Genomic DNA, 13933 nt, shown 5'->3' with positions numbered 1-13933 from the left:
CAGTGCCCGGACCGCACAACTTCTTACTCGGCCATGGGGAAAGGCTCGTTGAGGCAGTCACGCTGCCACCGGGGGGAGGCTCGACACCGCTGCCCTACACCGAGGACGAGGCCCGCACGCGTCTGCGCCCGCAAGTAAGGGAGGCGGTCCAGCACTTTTCCCGGCTGCCCGCCCAGGCCTGCCCGGACGGACAGGTCGTCGGCGTCCTGACGATGCATCCGCAGTTCATCGCCAAGAGCTACCATCCCCAACGGCTGTTAGACGACCTGGGCCTGTCCTACGTCGGCGCCCGCAACGCCACGGTGCGGCCCGAGAAATGGACCAACCCGTCGCGGTCGCCCGCAGCCGCTGAGACAGCCGAGCTGTTCATCTCCGGCCGGCGGGCGGCGTTCACCCTCTGGGCCCAGCGCATGGCGGCCGGCCCGCTGCCAGGAGGCGATCAGTTACGGAAGGTCGAGTCCTTCCGCGCACCCACCCCTCGTGAGCGGCAGCGCAACATGACGCGTCTGGCCGCAGGATCACTCGTGGAAGTCGGTCTGCACCTGCCCCACCGGATCCGTTCCAAGGTCCTCACTGGCTTCGCCGACTACGTCGACTCCCTCGGCGGCACTGCCGAGGTCACCCACGCCCTACGCCTGCAGGGAATCGCCTTCGTCCCGGTGCGGCTGGATCGCGAAGCCCTCGACCAGCTGGCCCAGTTCGCGTTTGCCCGTGTGATCCGGCCCATGCCGAAGCTTAGGGCTTTCCACCCCGTCGAGCGCGCCACAACGGCCACCGGTCTCAAAGCCCCGGCCCTGCCCAACACCGAAGCAGTCGACCCCGAAGTGAAGATGGCCGTCCTCGACGGAGGCCTCCCCGAGGACGGCCCGATGGCCCCATGGGCACGCTCATACGAGGCGCCCGGCATCGGTGCCGCCGCCGGTGACTACCTCGATCACGGCCACAACGTGACCTCAGCAGCCCTGTTCGGGCCCCTCGTCCCCGGACAGACGGCACCGCGCCCCTTCGGCACCGTCGACCACTTCCGCGTCGTCGACCAAGATCCCGAAGACGGTCTCGCCCTCTACCGGACCCTGGACCGCGTCGACACGGTGCTGCGGGAGAACCCACACGAACTCGTCAATCTCAGCCTCGGTCCCGACCTGCCCATCGAAGATGACGAAATCCATCCCTGGACCGCGCTGCTGGACTCATGGCTCTCCGACGGCAAACGCCTGCTGACCATCGCCGCGGGCAACAACGGCGCCCTGGACCAGCCCTCCGGCAACGCACGCATACAGGTGCCCTCCGACAGTGTCAACGCCCTCTCGGTCGGTGCGGCCGACTCCACGCGCCCCTCATGGCGGCGCGCCTCGTACAGCGCTCTGGGCCCGGGGCGCTGCCCCGGCATGGTCAAGCCCGATGTGCTCAGCTTCGGCGGGGACCACAAGGAACCGTTCTTCTTCGCCGCACCGTACGGCCAGCAGGCGCCGCCGATGTCGCTCGGCACCAGTTTCGCCGCGCCCAGCGCCCTGCGGATGGCGGCTGGCATCCGGGCGCACTTCGGTCCCGTCCTTACCCCGCTCGCTTTGAAAGCCCTGCTCGTCCACTGCGCGGAGGACAACGAGCAGGACACCTCCGAACGAGGCTGGGGCCGGCTGCCCACCACGCTGGAGGACTACGTCGTCTGCCCGCCCCACACTGCCCGCGTCGTCTACCAGGGAAAGCTGGCCCCCAAGCAGACCGTGCGCATGTTCCTGCCGCTGCCCGAATCGGTGACCGCAGGGAACGTGCAGATCACCGCGACGTACTGCATCGCTTGCCCCACCGACCCACGGGCACCGCGCAACTACACCACCAGCGCGTTCGAGCCCTTCTTCCGTCCCCACATGGAGCGGCTCAACCCGTCCGGGAACGTGCCCAAATCCGAGCCGTTCTTCCAGGCCCGCGACTACATGACCGAACAGGAACTGCGCGCGGACGCCCACAAGTGGGAGACCGTCAAACACAAGACGGCCGTCTTCAAGGCAGACCGCCTCAAGCGGCCAGCCTTCGACGTGCGCCACGTCTTCCGCCTGGACGACCTCCCATCGGACACCGACCCAGAAGTGTCCTACGCCCTGGTCGTCACGCTGAAGGCGCCGGCCGTACCTGACCTCTACGACCAGGTCGTCCGCACCTACGCAGCCCGACTCGAGATCCTGCAACCCGTCATCGCCATCCCCATCCCCCTTCGCCCCTGACAACAGCGCATCGCCCCGCTCCGCCTCCGGGGCCGTTTACGACCCTCGCAATACCGAAGCTCAGGCGACTGGAGAAGAGGGGCGGGCTACGCGGGCAGGCTCGTCGTGTGGAAGCATGCCTGCCTCGTCGATGAGAGGCACCACAACGGGATACAGGTCTTCTCCGGCGGGGTTGGCGAGCCCATTGTGGCGCTGCGCCACGGAAAATCCGGCGCCCGAGATCAGGTCCGCGAGCTGCAGTGATGGGTGCTGTGTGGACTGCCCTCGCAGCAGGTGCCCCAGGTGCACTCCCCTGGACAGGTGGCGGAAGTCGGGATGCCCGCGGTCACGTGCTTCCCTCTCGATGTCGTCAAGGTTCGCATCGGACAGGGCTCTTTGGTCGTCCACCAGCATGTTGACCCTGCCCAGTTTTCGGGACCAGTTTGCGGTGATCGCAGAAACGGCCGGGATGAGAGGTTCCAGTGCCTGCGGGAGAATCGCGTCCGGCCCATGTGCATCCTGGACGTATTCGGTGGCTTCCTGCCGGGTGGTGCGCAGCAGTGCCAAGGCTTCGGTGACGTTGCGGCGGCGGGAACGAGCCCAGGCTTCCTCCACGACCTCATAGAAATCATCGACTGTGACCTGCTGGTCCCGGTTCTTTTGTGAGGTGAAGGCAACGGTGGACGACAACAGTCGGTCGAAGAGCGCCGGTCCCAGGGCACGCGGCCCCTCGTCGAACAAGCTGCGGGCCATCTTGCGTGCACGGCCGGCTTTGTAGAGGTTGCGTCCCTGCTTGTAGGCCTGTTCCTCGACGAACAAGTCGATCAGCTTGCCCACGACGAAGTAATGCTTGTCGATCAGATAGACCGATGCCCTCTCGTGCAAGGCACCGCCCGGTGCCAGCAGCGCGGACAAAACCAAGCGCCGCTGGCCATTCTTCGGTCCGGCGAAGACCTTGGAGAACTTCAGCTCGGGTGCTTGCAGGCGGGTGGCGGTGCGGATCTCGTCCACGATGGGCTCGGCGTCGGCGTCACTGATGGCGACTGATCCGATCGACAGGTAGCGGCTGCGCTGCTCGCCATGCAGTTGGTCCCCGTCCCACCCCGATTCGTCGACAGCCACCCACCGTCCCTCCTCCTCGATGTCCGTGGTGGCGCTGGGCTGGTTGCGGCGGGCGTAGTTCGGGCCGAGCAGGCCTGTGCCCGGGTTGGGGCTGCGGGAAGGATCACTCATGGGTGTGATGATGCGACGCACGGTGCTGGCTAGGCAACGCATTACCAGGGTGCACGGGCCGTCGGGCGTGGCCCCACCGGTCGTCGCCGCGCCGTCTACTCGGCGGTCTTCATCCCAAACGGAAACCTGCTGGTCAGCAGCGGCGCCAACCAGACGATCCGTCTGTGGAACCCCGCCCGCTGAACGACCGTCGGGCCTTCTGCCCCTCCGGCTGTTTCCGTAAGGCAGCGCGTGCCTCCGTGCGAGGACCGCCGCAGTATGGCTCCGGCGCGCAGCAGCGCGATAGCGTCAGAGTCGGCGCGGGCATGCCGGTGCCTGGTTCCCGCCGAGCGAACTGGCCAGCCTCAGGAGGCCTTTGTGGATTTCACCCCCGGTGAGCGGGATGCCATCGCCGCCCATGCGTCCGCCCTGGGAGTGTCCCCGGATGAATACATCCGCCGTACGGCAGCCGAACGGGCCCTGGCCTCGCAGCGCGAGTGTGAAGCCTTCCAGGCCCTGGCACAGCGGCGCGGCTGTACGGCCGAGGACCTGGCACACCGCGGAAGCCTCACCGACAGCGACCTCTGACCAGAGCCTTCAGCTTCCAGATCCGGCCGCAGGCCGCAACGCGCACCCGCTGTTGCCGGGTTGGCGGGAACGACTTGCGGAGCCCAGTCCTCGGCCCAGAGCACCCGCCGGCAGCGCCTGCGCATGACCGGACGGCTCGTTTCCGACCAGCCGCGGGGCGACCAGGTACCCGGGTCCCTAGATCGCCGCAATCAGGGCGGTACCTAGGGGACGCGGTGGATCAGCCCGGCTGCGAACCACTGCACCAGTGTGGTGGCCAAGTGGACCGCCATCTCCGCCTCCTGCTGGGTTTCGAGCCGCGTGAGGCTCTGCGAGCCGTGCCGAGAGGTCTGTCCTTGCCACAAACGCCGCATCATGTCCGCTACCAGCTCGATATCGTCCGCGCTGCCGGCCGCCGGAATCGCCGTGGCGAACCGCTGCGGCGAGTTGCGCATGACACCCAGCATCGTCCCAAGGGTCGCCTTGGCATTGTTCGGCTCAACGAGAGCCTGAGCGGCTGACTCCACCGCCTTGATCGCTTCGCTGTACGCCTTGGAGGAATCCGGGTCGCGCCCGTACACACACTTCCAAGCCGCCGCCAGGTGATCGGCGGCAGACCCGCTGCTCGGCGTACGCGACGCGGCGAGCGCGCCGGCCACGGCCTGCTGAGCCGTGGTGTTGACCCGAAGCTCAAGGCCAGTACGAGCATCATTCACGCGGTAGGCAGAGCCCCCGAGCGTCAGCATGTCCTGCAGAGCGGCGATGGCCCTGTTTCGATCGGCGTTGCCGTCCGCGTAGCCACTCGACCTGTAGGCCCGCGGGCTGCCAGGCTCCGGCTCGGGCGGTGCGCTGAAGCTCAGCATCGCGTCGATGACGTCGAGCAGTTGCTTGCCGGTGGTGCGGCTCGCTAGGAACTTGGCAGGCGAGTACTCGTGCCGGCCGGTGTCCACGCGCAGCCGCAGATGCAAAGCGACCCTCTGAGCGTTGTCCTCGTCGTCTTGGAGGATCTCCATGACCCATCGCCGCAGGGGAATCTCCAAGTGCTCGGGGACGTCCTCAACGAGGGCCTCACCCACCGATCGCCGGGGATCCGCCGCCAGCGGATCACGTTGCTTCTTACGGCCACTTCTGAACATGAAGCGAACCGTAGCTCCGCCCCCTGACACCTACCGAGATTTTCGGGGGCGTGGAAGGGCCGCCTGCTCGATTCGGCATCAGGTGGGGCGGCCCTCACCAGGGCGCATGGTGGAGGGCTGCCCGCGCCCTGCCGTCCTGTCGGAGCAGGGCACTACGACGCTAGGCCGCTCTTCCTCTGAGTTCCGCCCGACGCGACGATCTTGCCTGGAATACAGCCCACGCGGCTGATCCCCTCGAAGAGTTGCGCCCTCTCGGACCGCGGGCACGGAAGGTTCCACGTAAGGCAGTTCACTCCTCCACAAGAAGCCTCTCCCGCAGCTGGGCCAGCGTGCGCGCCAGTAGCCGGGAGACGTGCATCTGAGAGATGCCGACCTCCTGCGCGATCTGCGACTGGCTCATGTTGCCGAAGAAACGCAGCAGCAGGATCCGCTTCTCCCGGGGTGGGAGGTCCTCCAGCAACGGCTTGAGGGACGCGCGGTACTCGACGCCCTCGAGTGCCGCCTCCTCAACTCCCAGGGTGTCCGCAACCACTGGGGATTCATCGTCGGTGTCGGGGACGTCCAGCGACAGCGTCGAGTACGCGTTGGCGGACTCCAGGCCCTCCAGGACCTCCTCCTCCGAGATCGCCAGCTTCTCGGCCAGCTCGTGGACCGTGGGCGGTCGGCCGTACGCCTGCGAGAGCGCTGAGGTGGCCGTGGTGAGCGCGAGGCGCAGTTCCTGCAGGCGCCGCGGGACGCGCACTGCCCAGCCTTTGTCGCGGAAGTGCCGCTTGATCTCGCCGACGACCGTCGGGGTCGCATACGTCGAGAACTCGACGCCGCGCTCCGGGTCGAAGCGGTCCACGGACTTGATCAGGCCGATGGTGGCGACCTGGGTGAGGTCGTCCAGCGGCTCGCCGCGGTTGCGGAAGCGGCGCGCGAGATGCTCGACGAGCGGCAGGTGCATACGGACCAGCTTGTTGCGCAGCTCCGCGTACTCCGGGCTGCCGTCGTTCAGGGCGCGCAGTTGCAGGAACATCGCTCGCGCGTTGCTGCGGTCTGCTGCGGGCGGAGTGCGGTGGGCCGACTGGGGGGCGGGCTGCGTCTGGGTCCGCCGCTTGACCCTGGCGAGCGCGGACTCGACGTCGTGGGCCGTGGCCACGAGCGCTCCGATCGGTCCTTCACTGGCCATCAGGGTTTCGCGCAGCGCGGCAATATCGTCCTCGTCGTGGTGGTCGGCCATCACTGCTTCCCGCCCTCGACGCACCGCTCCTGCAGACAGTGCGGCTGCATTGTCCTCGTCGTGGTGGCCGGTCATCGCTGCCTCCCCTCGCCCGTGTCGATCACGCCCAACTCATGCAGCTGGCTGCGTACATCTTCCAGCGCCTGGCGGGCACGGTGCAGATGCACGCGCGCCGTCGCCACCTGGATGCGCATCTCCTTCGCGGCATCCCCCAGCGGCTGTCCGGCAATCGCGCAGCGGCCCATCACTTCGCGCTGTTTGTCGCTGAGGGACACGATGCGCTCCAGCACGGTGCGGTAGGCGCCGCGCGCATCCATCAACGATGCCAGGTCCACCTCCGCCGCGGCCCGGTCATGATGCTCGGTGTCGAAGCCGACCGAGCCTGCATCCTTCTGCAGCCGCAGCACCTCGCGCACGACGGTGGTACGCAGCCAGGCCGGCCAAGCCCGGACCGGCTCCAGGTGAGGTGCGTTCCAACGCTGCCAGCACTGAAGAAAGGCCTCCTGCACTGCGTCGTCGGCCAAGGTACGGCGCCCTCCGGAGACGAAGATCGCCTGCGCCAGAAGGGGCCGGTACCACTGGCGGAACAGGGCGTCGAACTGCTCCTCCGGCGGGGCCGTCATTGAGGATCCTGTGCGTCCAGGCGGACGCTCCATGCGGTGCCGTCCTGGTCGCTCACCTCGGCCATCCCCCCTCGGACGGACAGTGCGCGCGCCATCCGGGCCATCGCCCGGGCACGCACCCGCTCCCTCAGCAGGTATCCGCAGGCCTGGACGGCAGCGCCCGCAGTAGCCGCCCCAGTGCCCACTATCACCCAACTCCACTGCTCTGTCACGGCGTTAGCCTCCCGAGGCTCGGTGCGCTGTCACCGAGTAGAGGAATCGGGCGCCGAAAACGTGTACACGCCCCGCTGGACAGAGGGTCGGCACATCGTCGGAGCGGAGCGTGGGACCCCTTGGACCGCACCGGAACGGTGACGATGAAAAAGCCGCATGGCCCTCCTCGGGAGGGCACGACGCTGTTGGGCCTCCCCGGGCCGCGGTCGATCTGGTCTGGTACATCCTCCTGCGCGGCCCGAAGCCGGTGAGATGGGCGGCCGTCACTCTGCAGCAACGGCTCACCGCGGTGGGTTCTGCGGCATGCTGGCCTCGACGATGGCTGTTGCCATCGTCGGTGTAAACCGATGCTGCTCGGTCAGCAGGCGTGTCACGACGGGGCGAAGTTGGGCCAGGAACTCGTCGGCCGTCGGTAGTTGCAGTTCCGGGGTGGGCTGTCTGCTCAGAGTGCGCTGGCGGGATACTGCTTGGCTGCTCGCCTCGAGTGCCTTGAGTGCGGCGGGATGCAGAGTTTGCGCTGGCTCCGGGCCGATTCCGGTCGCTAGCAGGGTTTCGGCGGTCAGCTGTACGACGGCCGGGATCATCTCCTGTGGCGCCAGCAGTGCCGTTGCGCCTGCGATCGCCTGGTGGAGCCAGCCTGCGAGCTGTTCGGGAGCGTTCTCCCATACCTTCTCGGCGATGTGTGCCCACCGTGTTCTGAGCGGTTCAATCGTCCAGAAGTGGGGCCTGCTGAACGAGGCGGCTGCGGCGGCTGGTGCCCAGTCCTGCGCTTGGGCGAGGTCGGTGATCTCCTGCGTGGTGACAGGCAGATCCACGACGTGGGACTTGAGTAGCGTGCGGAGGTCGTCGCGGTAGCGCTCGTGGGTGAACTCCGGATAGTCGCTGTGGTCGGTGAGTAGGCGTAGGAGCGCAACGGTGCCGAAGGTCGGGATGCCGACCTTGATGAGCAGTTCGCGTAGTGCCGCGTCGTCGCACCACAGGGCGGTCCCAGTGTCCAGGGCATGCTGGGCGGCAGACAGCCACGCGGCGGTTTCCTGGTCGGGAACATCATGCAGGTCGAGCCGGCGTCGGATCTCGGTGAGGTCTGGGACGTCAACGGTCTGCAGGGCGGGGATGATCTGGGAGAACGCGGCGGCTTGACGGCTGTGTTCTCTCCTGTCCTGGTCGGAGTATTTCGTGAGGATGAAGCGTCCGCCACGTACGCCGAGTTGGCCGGAGGATCGCAGCATCTCGTCCAGGGCGTAGCGGGTGTTGATGATGTCGTCGAACACGGCGCGTGGGACGGGGGCAGCGACGAAGACGGCCCTGAGCTGGTCGAACCGTCCGGGGAGGAGTGTGGTGAGGGCCAGGGCGCTGGGGTCGAGCACGGCGGTGCGGTTCAGCGCGTCGTTTGCGGCCCGGACTTCGGAGGCGACGTGTTGTGGGTTGAGCGTGCAGGCGGGGATGAGCCCGGCGGCCCGATGAATCACCGCGAGGGCGACGGGGCGTCCTGCCGCCCAGGCAAGCATCCCGGTCGTGAGGGTGCCGACGCGTACGGCGTCTGCGGCGGCTTCGAGCAGTGGTTCGCGGGGGCCCAGGGTTCGTTCGACGTGCTGCAGGAGGTCTTGAGCGCCTTGGATGGTGGTGAGTGAGCGGGTTGCTATCGCATCGGCTAAGAGGTCTTGCAGTCTTCGGCCGAGTTGATCTGGCAGTACGAGCGCTGCAGGTGCTGTCTCATGGCAGGCCGGGTCCGCCGTTTTTGCGGAGGTGGCCGAGGTGCGTTCGGGGGCCGGTTCTCCGGTGGCGAGGAGGACGCCGTTCAGGAGTGCTCCGGTCAATTCGGGGTCCTGGCAGCGGTAGCGCTCGGCGAGGTCGACCGCTGTCTCCGCGAGTGCGGGCGTCCATCCCGACCATCCGGTCAGGGTGAGCCATGCCCGTGCGTCGTGTGTGTTGCGGATTTGCGGGGCGAACCGGGCAAGCGTGTCGCGTGCGGTCTCCAGCTTGCGGGCGTTGAGCTGGGCGTGGATCGCCGCCCAGGCAAGGGGCAGTGTCTGTGGGGGGACGGTTCCTGCTGCTCCTTCCAGGGCGGTGATGTGCTCGATGCCGGTTTCTTCGGCCAGCCCGACCAGGGCGTGTTCTTCCATGTCGTCCCAGTCCGCGCGTTCCTGGGCCCACTGGATGACCATCCGGCGCAACTGGCTGCGCAGTTCGGCTGACAGGAACGGGCGTCCCAGCAGTGTCAGGGTTTTCAGACGGGCCTGTTCCCTGTCGCCGGCCCGGTCCCACCGGTCGATGGCGAGTGCCCTGAGGTGGGTGTCGCCGAAGCGCCGTCCGGCGCGTTCAGCAGCTTCCGCGGCCAGCACCAACTGTCCTTGGTGCTCGTACTGTTCGACGAGTGTCATCGCGGCTACCACGCTGTGGCTTTCCCAAATGCGCAGCCGGCGGATGGCGGCATCGACGTCGCCGTTGACGGCATCGGCCACGGCCCGGCGGGTCTGGTAGACGGCTTCGGGCAGAGCCCCTTGTTCACGCAGTTCGTCGAGGCGAGGCACCGGCCAGAGGCCGTGGCTGGTCAGGGCGAATGCGGCCTCCGCTCGATGCTCGTCGGTGGTTGCGCCGTCTGCCGCGGCCTGCCAGGCGGCGATGCGCTCGGCACGGCCTACAGCAGGATCTGCCTCGCGTGCGTACGCGGCCAGTTGGAGCTTCTCGCCATGTCCGGTGATGTGAGCAGCGAGTGTCTCCGCGAGGTCCGTGCGGCCCGATTTGTGGGCCAGCCGTACCGCCTCGACCAGGAGGGTCTGGGAGGTGATCTCTGGTCCGTAGGCGTCTCCCTCTGGCTCGGCGATCGCGGTGTGGATGGCGGCGGTGATGTCACCGGACATCACTCGGGCCTCGAGGAGGATGGCCGCGGCGCGGGCGCTGGGGCCCCGCCAGCGTCGGTACTCGGCGCGTGCGGCCTGTGCCAGACGCTGGGCTCGGCCGGTGTCGAAGGACGCCTGGTGGGGCGCGCCGACTGCGCTGCGGCGCAACAGGCACTGTGCGAGGTCGAGTTGCACAGCAGGTTCATTGGGAGCAAGTCGCAGCGCCCTTTCGAGCATGTCCTCGCCTTCCTCGTGGCGATCGGCTGCGAAGTGGCAGTAGGCCGTGAAGCGCAGGATGTTGACGTCTTTGATCGCGGCTGGATCCCCGGCCGCTAGTGCAAGTTCCACGGCGTCCGGCAGGCGTGCGGGGTGCTGTCCTCCGGCGTCGAGGAAAGCTCGGGTGGCCGCGACGAGCACGGTGGTGCCTTCCTCCTGAGCGGCGTCCAGCAGTCGGCGCGCGTGCTCGGGAGCGTGCTCAACGGCCGAGAATGCAGCCAGGGCTAGCAGGCGTCCGCGGTCGCCCGGGGCCGCGGCGGCGGCACGCTCCAGGGCTTCGGCAGCGGGTATGCCGACTTCGTGAGAGCTGGCGTAGGCGGCAACAGCCCGCCAGACTCCTTCTTCGCGCTCGGCCTCCACATCGGTGAACCAGACAGGCGGAGCGCTCAATAGCTGCCGGACGGCTTGAGTCGGGTCGTCGGCATCCGCAAGGAAAACGGCCAGGTCTAGAGCGTGAGCGGCGCGGGCTTGGTGTTCACGCAGCAGTTGGATGCGGGTATCGCCCGGCAGACGATCTGCTGCATGCTGGAAGGGGTCGACGTCGTCCTGAAGCCGAGCGGGGCGGGCCAGCGCCTCGGCATTGGCCTGGTCTATCTGCTGGTCGACGGGGACGAACACCTTGTAGTTCTTGCCCGTCCTCACCAGGGTGTCGGGGGTGACGTGTTGCCAGTGGACACGTTCGGTGTTCGGGTCAAACAGCAGCAGGGTGACCGGCAGAGAGTGGTTGCTCCAGTAGGCCACGTGCGCAGCGTCGCAGGGATACCACCAACCCCCTTCGGCGGCAGCCGTGAACTGGCTCTCCCCGGACTTGATCTGCACTGCCAACAGGCGTCCGGTCGGTTTGCCCGTCGTTTTGGCGGCGAGGCTGGCGCCGGTGACGACTTCAAGGTGCGCGTCGATCCCAACGTCACTCGTCTCCTGCTCACGAAACAGCCAGCCGAGCCGGGTGATCACCAGATAGCCGGTCATCGTGACGCCCGCACGGTCAACGAGATGAGTTGGGCGCACAGTCGTCACGTCATGTTCTCTTTCTGCCCTGGCACGTGAGTGCACCGTGGTGCTCAACAAAATCCTAGGAGGCACCACTGACAATGTCGGGGCTGGCTGAGTGCTGGCCAGGGCAGCGCCGGCTCCCGCGGGCTCCTTCCAGCGTGGGCACACCAAGACGTGGGCTGTCCGGCGCGCTTTCAACACGCCCTTCGCTCGTCGGAATTCGTGTTGGCCGTCGTACCAGCGGTAGCGGAGCCTGGATGCCCCCGTCGGGCGTCGCCTCACCGGTCATCGCCGCGCCGTCGACTCGGTGGTCTTCATCCCCAACGGGGACGAGGAACTGGCACACCTCGGAAGCCTCGCCGACAGCGACTCTGACCAGAGCCTTCAGCTTCCAGATCCGGCCGTAGGCCGCAACGTGCACCCGCTGTTGCAGGGTTGGCGTGAGCGGCTTGCGGCGGCCCCAGTACTCGGTCCAGAGCACCTGCTGGCAGTGCCTTCGCTTGACTGGCGCGGCTCGTTTCCGGCCAGCCGCGCCACTGGTCCCATCGTGGACAGCATCGGCCCCGTTCCTGGCAGTTGAGATGGGGCGGCGGGGCCGTGTGTTCTATGGCTAAAAGGTTAGGTTCAGGCGGCACATCTCACTGCAAGGTCAGCCTGCGAGAGCCACAATGGCCGTCACCAGGGCGGCGGTTACGGTCACGGTGGCGGCGAAGGCGGCAGCAGCTCGGGTGATGGCCGCCGGATAGCTAGCGCCATCGCGGCGTGAAAGGTAACCCGCTCCGGCTGCGGCCGTGATGGCAAGCACGATGGTGGCCAGGACAGTGAACAGGGCCAGGGCGAAGCGGTTCGACACGGTGACGGCTCCTCTTCTGGGACGGGGCAGCACGGGGATTGTGCTGACTGCAAATGTGGTGGGGAGCGCGTTCGCCAGGGTTCAGGTGAACGATGATGGACACCGTCGCACACGTCGTAGTGAGGAAGCGGGGGCATCGAGGGTTGAGCGGGGGAACCCAGAAGGGAAATGGGCAGGCACTGGCCAAGTTGCAAGCGCTTTTGGAGCAGGGGCGCGCCAAGGCCCGGCTGGATCAAACGCAGCTCGCGCGGCGTGCTGGACTGGGTCGCACGACGGTGAGCCAGGCCTTGCGAGCGATCGATCAAGTGCCATCTGTGACGACAGTGGCTGCGATGGCAAAGGCCCTGGGTCTGGATGCCGACCGGCTGCTGGGGCTGCAGATGCAGGCGGACGCGGAGGCCCAGGGCCTGACGCGGACAGCTTCGGACGGCGCGGAGGAGGGTATCGGCCACCCGATCTGCGCCTGCGACCCGTATGACCTGGAAGTCCACCCCGCGGGTGCGGAGGGCGACGCCGCGAGCACGGCAGCGAGTACTGCGCTGCCCCGGACAGCACGGGTCCCAGTCCTGCCCGGATATGTGCGGCGCGGGCACGATGAGGTCCTCGAGCAGGTCGTGCAGGCAGCGTCCGCAGGGCGCAGCGGCATGCTTGTCCTGGTCGGATCGTCCTCCACGGGCAAGACCAGGGCGTGTTGGGAGGCTATCCAGCCACTTGCCGACCAGGGGTGGCGGCTGTGGCATCCCTTCGACCCCACCCGGGCCGAGGCCACTCTCGCTGACATCCGGCGTGTGGGGCCGCGCACCGTGTTGTGGCTCAATGAAGCCCAGCACTATCTGGGTGACGCCCAAAAGGGCCCGGACATCGCCGCCGCAGTCCGCTCCCTGCTCACCAACCCGGGTGTCCGGCCGGTCTTGGTGCTGGGAACCCTCTGGCCCGAATACGACCGCGCCTACACGACGCTCCCCTTTCCGGGAGAGCCGGACCGCTACGCGCAGGTCCGTGCGTTGCTGGCCGGACGGACTGTCCCCGTGCCCGATGCGTTCGACGACGCCGCGCAGTCGGCGGCCCGTGACCTTGCGGCGGCCGGCGACCGGATACTCGCTGCAGCCTTGGAACGTGCCGAAGCAGGGCGCGTCACGCAGGACCTGGCCGGTGCGCCTGAGCTCCTGCACCGCTTCCGCACGGCCAGTCCGCCAGCACGTGCCATTCTTAATACGGCGATGGACGCCCGTCGGCTCGGCGTTGGCCTCCACCTTCCGCTGGCATTTCTCACCGATGCCGCCGTCGACTACCTCACCGACCGGGAATACGACGCGCTGAGTCCGGACTGGGCGGAGAAGGCTCTGGCGGAACTGGCGGCACCCGTGCACGGACGGCTCGCCCCTTTGCAGCGCGCCCGGCGGCGTCCCTCCCGCCGCGCTCCCGGTGCTCCTCGAGATCAAGACACTACACACGGCGTCGTCTACCGGCTGGCTGACTATCTGGAGCAGCACGGCCTAGCAGAACGCCGCTGCCTGTGCCCGCCTGCCTCGTTCTGGGAGGCCGCGCACCACCATCTCACCGATGTCCAGGACCTCGGCAGGCTCGCCCACGCCGCGGAAACGCGGCACCGGCTCCAATGGGCCTACCACCTCTACAAGCGCGTGGATCCCTGGTTCGCGCTCAAGCGGCAGGTCGTCTTCCGCCTGCGTGCAGGCGACAGGTGTCGGCGTACAAGCGAACGTGCGCCACCTCGTACGGATGAAAGTGCACCATTTTTGATGCGGTGACGGGGCGTCGGCCGTGAGTCTGCTGCTG

At 67.7% G+C, this 13933-nt stretch carries 9 protein-coding genes and 1 pseudogene; 4 read left to right on the top strand and 6 right to left on the bottom strand.

What is annotated here, in order from left to right; genetic code table 11:
* Positions 1-2 precede the first annotated feature (2 nt).
* Positions 3-2222, top strand: a complete 2220-nt coding sequence (locus ACFY1U_RS34520) for a S8 family peptidase (protein WP_389085204.1) — start codon at positions 3-5, stop codon at positions 2220-2222.
* A 60-nt stretch (positions 2223-2282) separates the two neighbouring features.
* Here the strand turns inward: ACFY1U_RS34520 and ACFY1U_RS34515 are convergent, their stop codons facing one another.
* A complete protein-coding gene (locus ACFY1U_RS34515; RefSeq protein ID WP_389085201.1) occupies positions 2283-3434 on the bottom strand; it encodes a hypothetical protein in 1152 nt (383 codons plus the stop codon).
* 96 nt (positions 3435-3530) lie between these two features.
* Here ACFY1U_RS34515 and ACFY1U_RS34510 point away from each other — a divergent pair.
* Both ACFY1U_RS34510 and ACFY1U_RS34505 read left to right on the top strand, forming a co-directional pair.
* Positions 3531-3617, top strand: a pseudogene (locus ACFY1U_RS34510) (hypothetical protein); the annotation flags it as partial.
* A gap of 174 nt (positions 3618-3791) precedes the next feature.
* Positions 3792-4001: a hypothetical protein gene (locus tag ACFY1U_RS34505; RefSeq protein ID WP_389085199.1), complete on the top strand. Its 210-nt coding sequence runs from the start codon at positions 3792-3794 to the stop codon at positions 3999-4001.
* Between the two features lie 203 nt (positions 4002-4204).
* On the opposite strand, the gene ACFY1U_RS34500 is transcribed toward ACFY1U_RS34505, so the two are convergent.
* The 5 genes from ACFY1U_RS34500 to ACFY1U_RS34480 all read right to left on the bottom strand — a co-directional run bounded on the left by ACFY1U_RS34500 (position 4205) and on the right by ACFY1U_RS34480 (position 12136).
* A complete protein-coding gene (locus ACFY1U_RS34500; protein WP_389085196.1) occupies positions 4205-5116 on the bottom strand; it encodes a hypothetical protein in 912 nt (303 codons plus the stop codon).
* 289 nt (positions 5117-5405) lie between these two features.
* On the bottom strand, positions 5406-6338 hold the full coding sequence (locus ACFY1U_RS34495) for an RNA polymerase sigma factor SigF (protein WP_390698081.1): 933 nt from the start codon (positions 6336-6338) through the stop codon (positions 5406-5408).
* A gap of 71 nt (positions 6339-6409) precedes the next feature.
* Positions 6410-6961 carry an RNA polymerase sigma factor gene (locus tag ACFY1U_RS34490; RefSeq protein WP_389085192.1) on the bottom strand — a complete coding sequence of 184 codons (552 nt, stop codon included), beginning with the start codon at positions 6959-6961 and terminating at the stop codon, positions 6410-6412.
* Between the two features lie 494 nt (positions 6962-7455).
* On the bottom strand, positions 7456-11298 hold the full coding sequence (locus tag ACFY1U_RS34485) for a DUF4365 domain-containing protein (protein ID WP_390698235.1): 3843 nt from the start codon (positions 11296-11298) through the stop codon (positions 7456-7458).
* A gap of 634 nt (positions 11299-11932) precedes the next feature.
* Positions 11933-12136 carry a hypothetical protein gene (locus ACFY1U_RS34480; protein WP_389085184.1) on the bottom strand — a complete coding sequence of 68 codons (204 nt, stop codon included), beginning with the start codon at positions 12134-12136 and terminating at the stop codon, positions 11933-11935.
* Between the two features lie 92 nt (positions 12137-12228).
* Between ACFY1U_RS34480 and ACFY1U_RS34475 the strand changes: the two genes are divergently transcribed.
* Entirely contained in the window at positions 12229-13905 is a 1677-nt protein-coding gene (locus ACFY1U_RS34475; RefSeq protein ID WP_390698080.1) for a helix-turn-helix domain-containing protein, read from the top strand.
* Positions 13906-13933: the final 28 nt, after the last annotated feature.

Origin of the sequence: Streptomyces sp. NPDC001351, from assembly GCF_042896045.1 — a bacterium.
Lineage (GTDB): Bacteria > Actinomycetota > Actinomycetes > Streptomycetales > Streptomycetaceae > Streptomyces.
This window is presented reverse-complemented; position numbering and strand designations above follow the sequence as displayed.

What these genes read in the sequence shown, in the direction of transcription:
- ACFY1U_RS34515 (WP_389085201.1), bottom strand. Translation starts at nt 3,434, where the DNA reads ATGAGTGATCCTTCCCGCAGCCCCAACCCGGGCACAGGCCTGCTCGGC.
- ACFY1U_RS34500 (WP_389085196.1), bottom strand. Translation starts at nt 5,116, where the DNA reads ATGTTCAGAAGTGGCCGTAAGAAGCAACGTGATCCGCTGGCGGCGGAT.
- ACFY1U_RS34495 (WP_390698081.1), bottom strand. Translation starts at nt 6,338, where the DNA reads ATGGCCGACCACCACGACGAGGACGATATTGCCGCGCTGCGCGAAACC.
- ACFY1U_RS34490 (WP_389085192.1), bottom strand. Translation starts at nt 6,961, where the DNA reads ATGACGGCCCCGCCGGAGGAGCAGTTCGACGCCCTGTTCCGCCAGTGG.
- ACFY1U_RS34475 (WP_390698080.1), top strand. Translation starts at nt 12,229, where the DNA reads ATGATGGACACCGTCGCACACGTCGTAGTGAGGAAGCGGGGGCATCGA.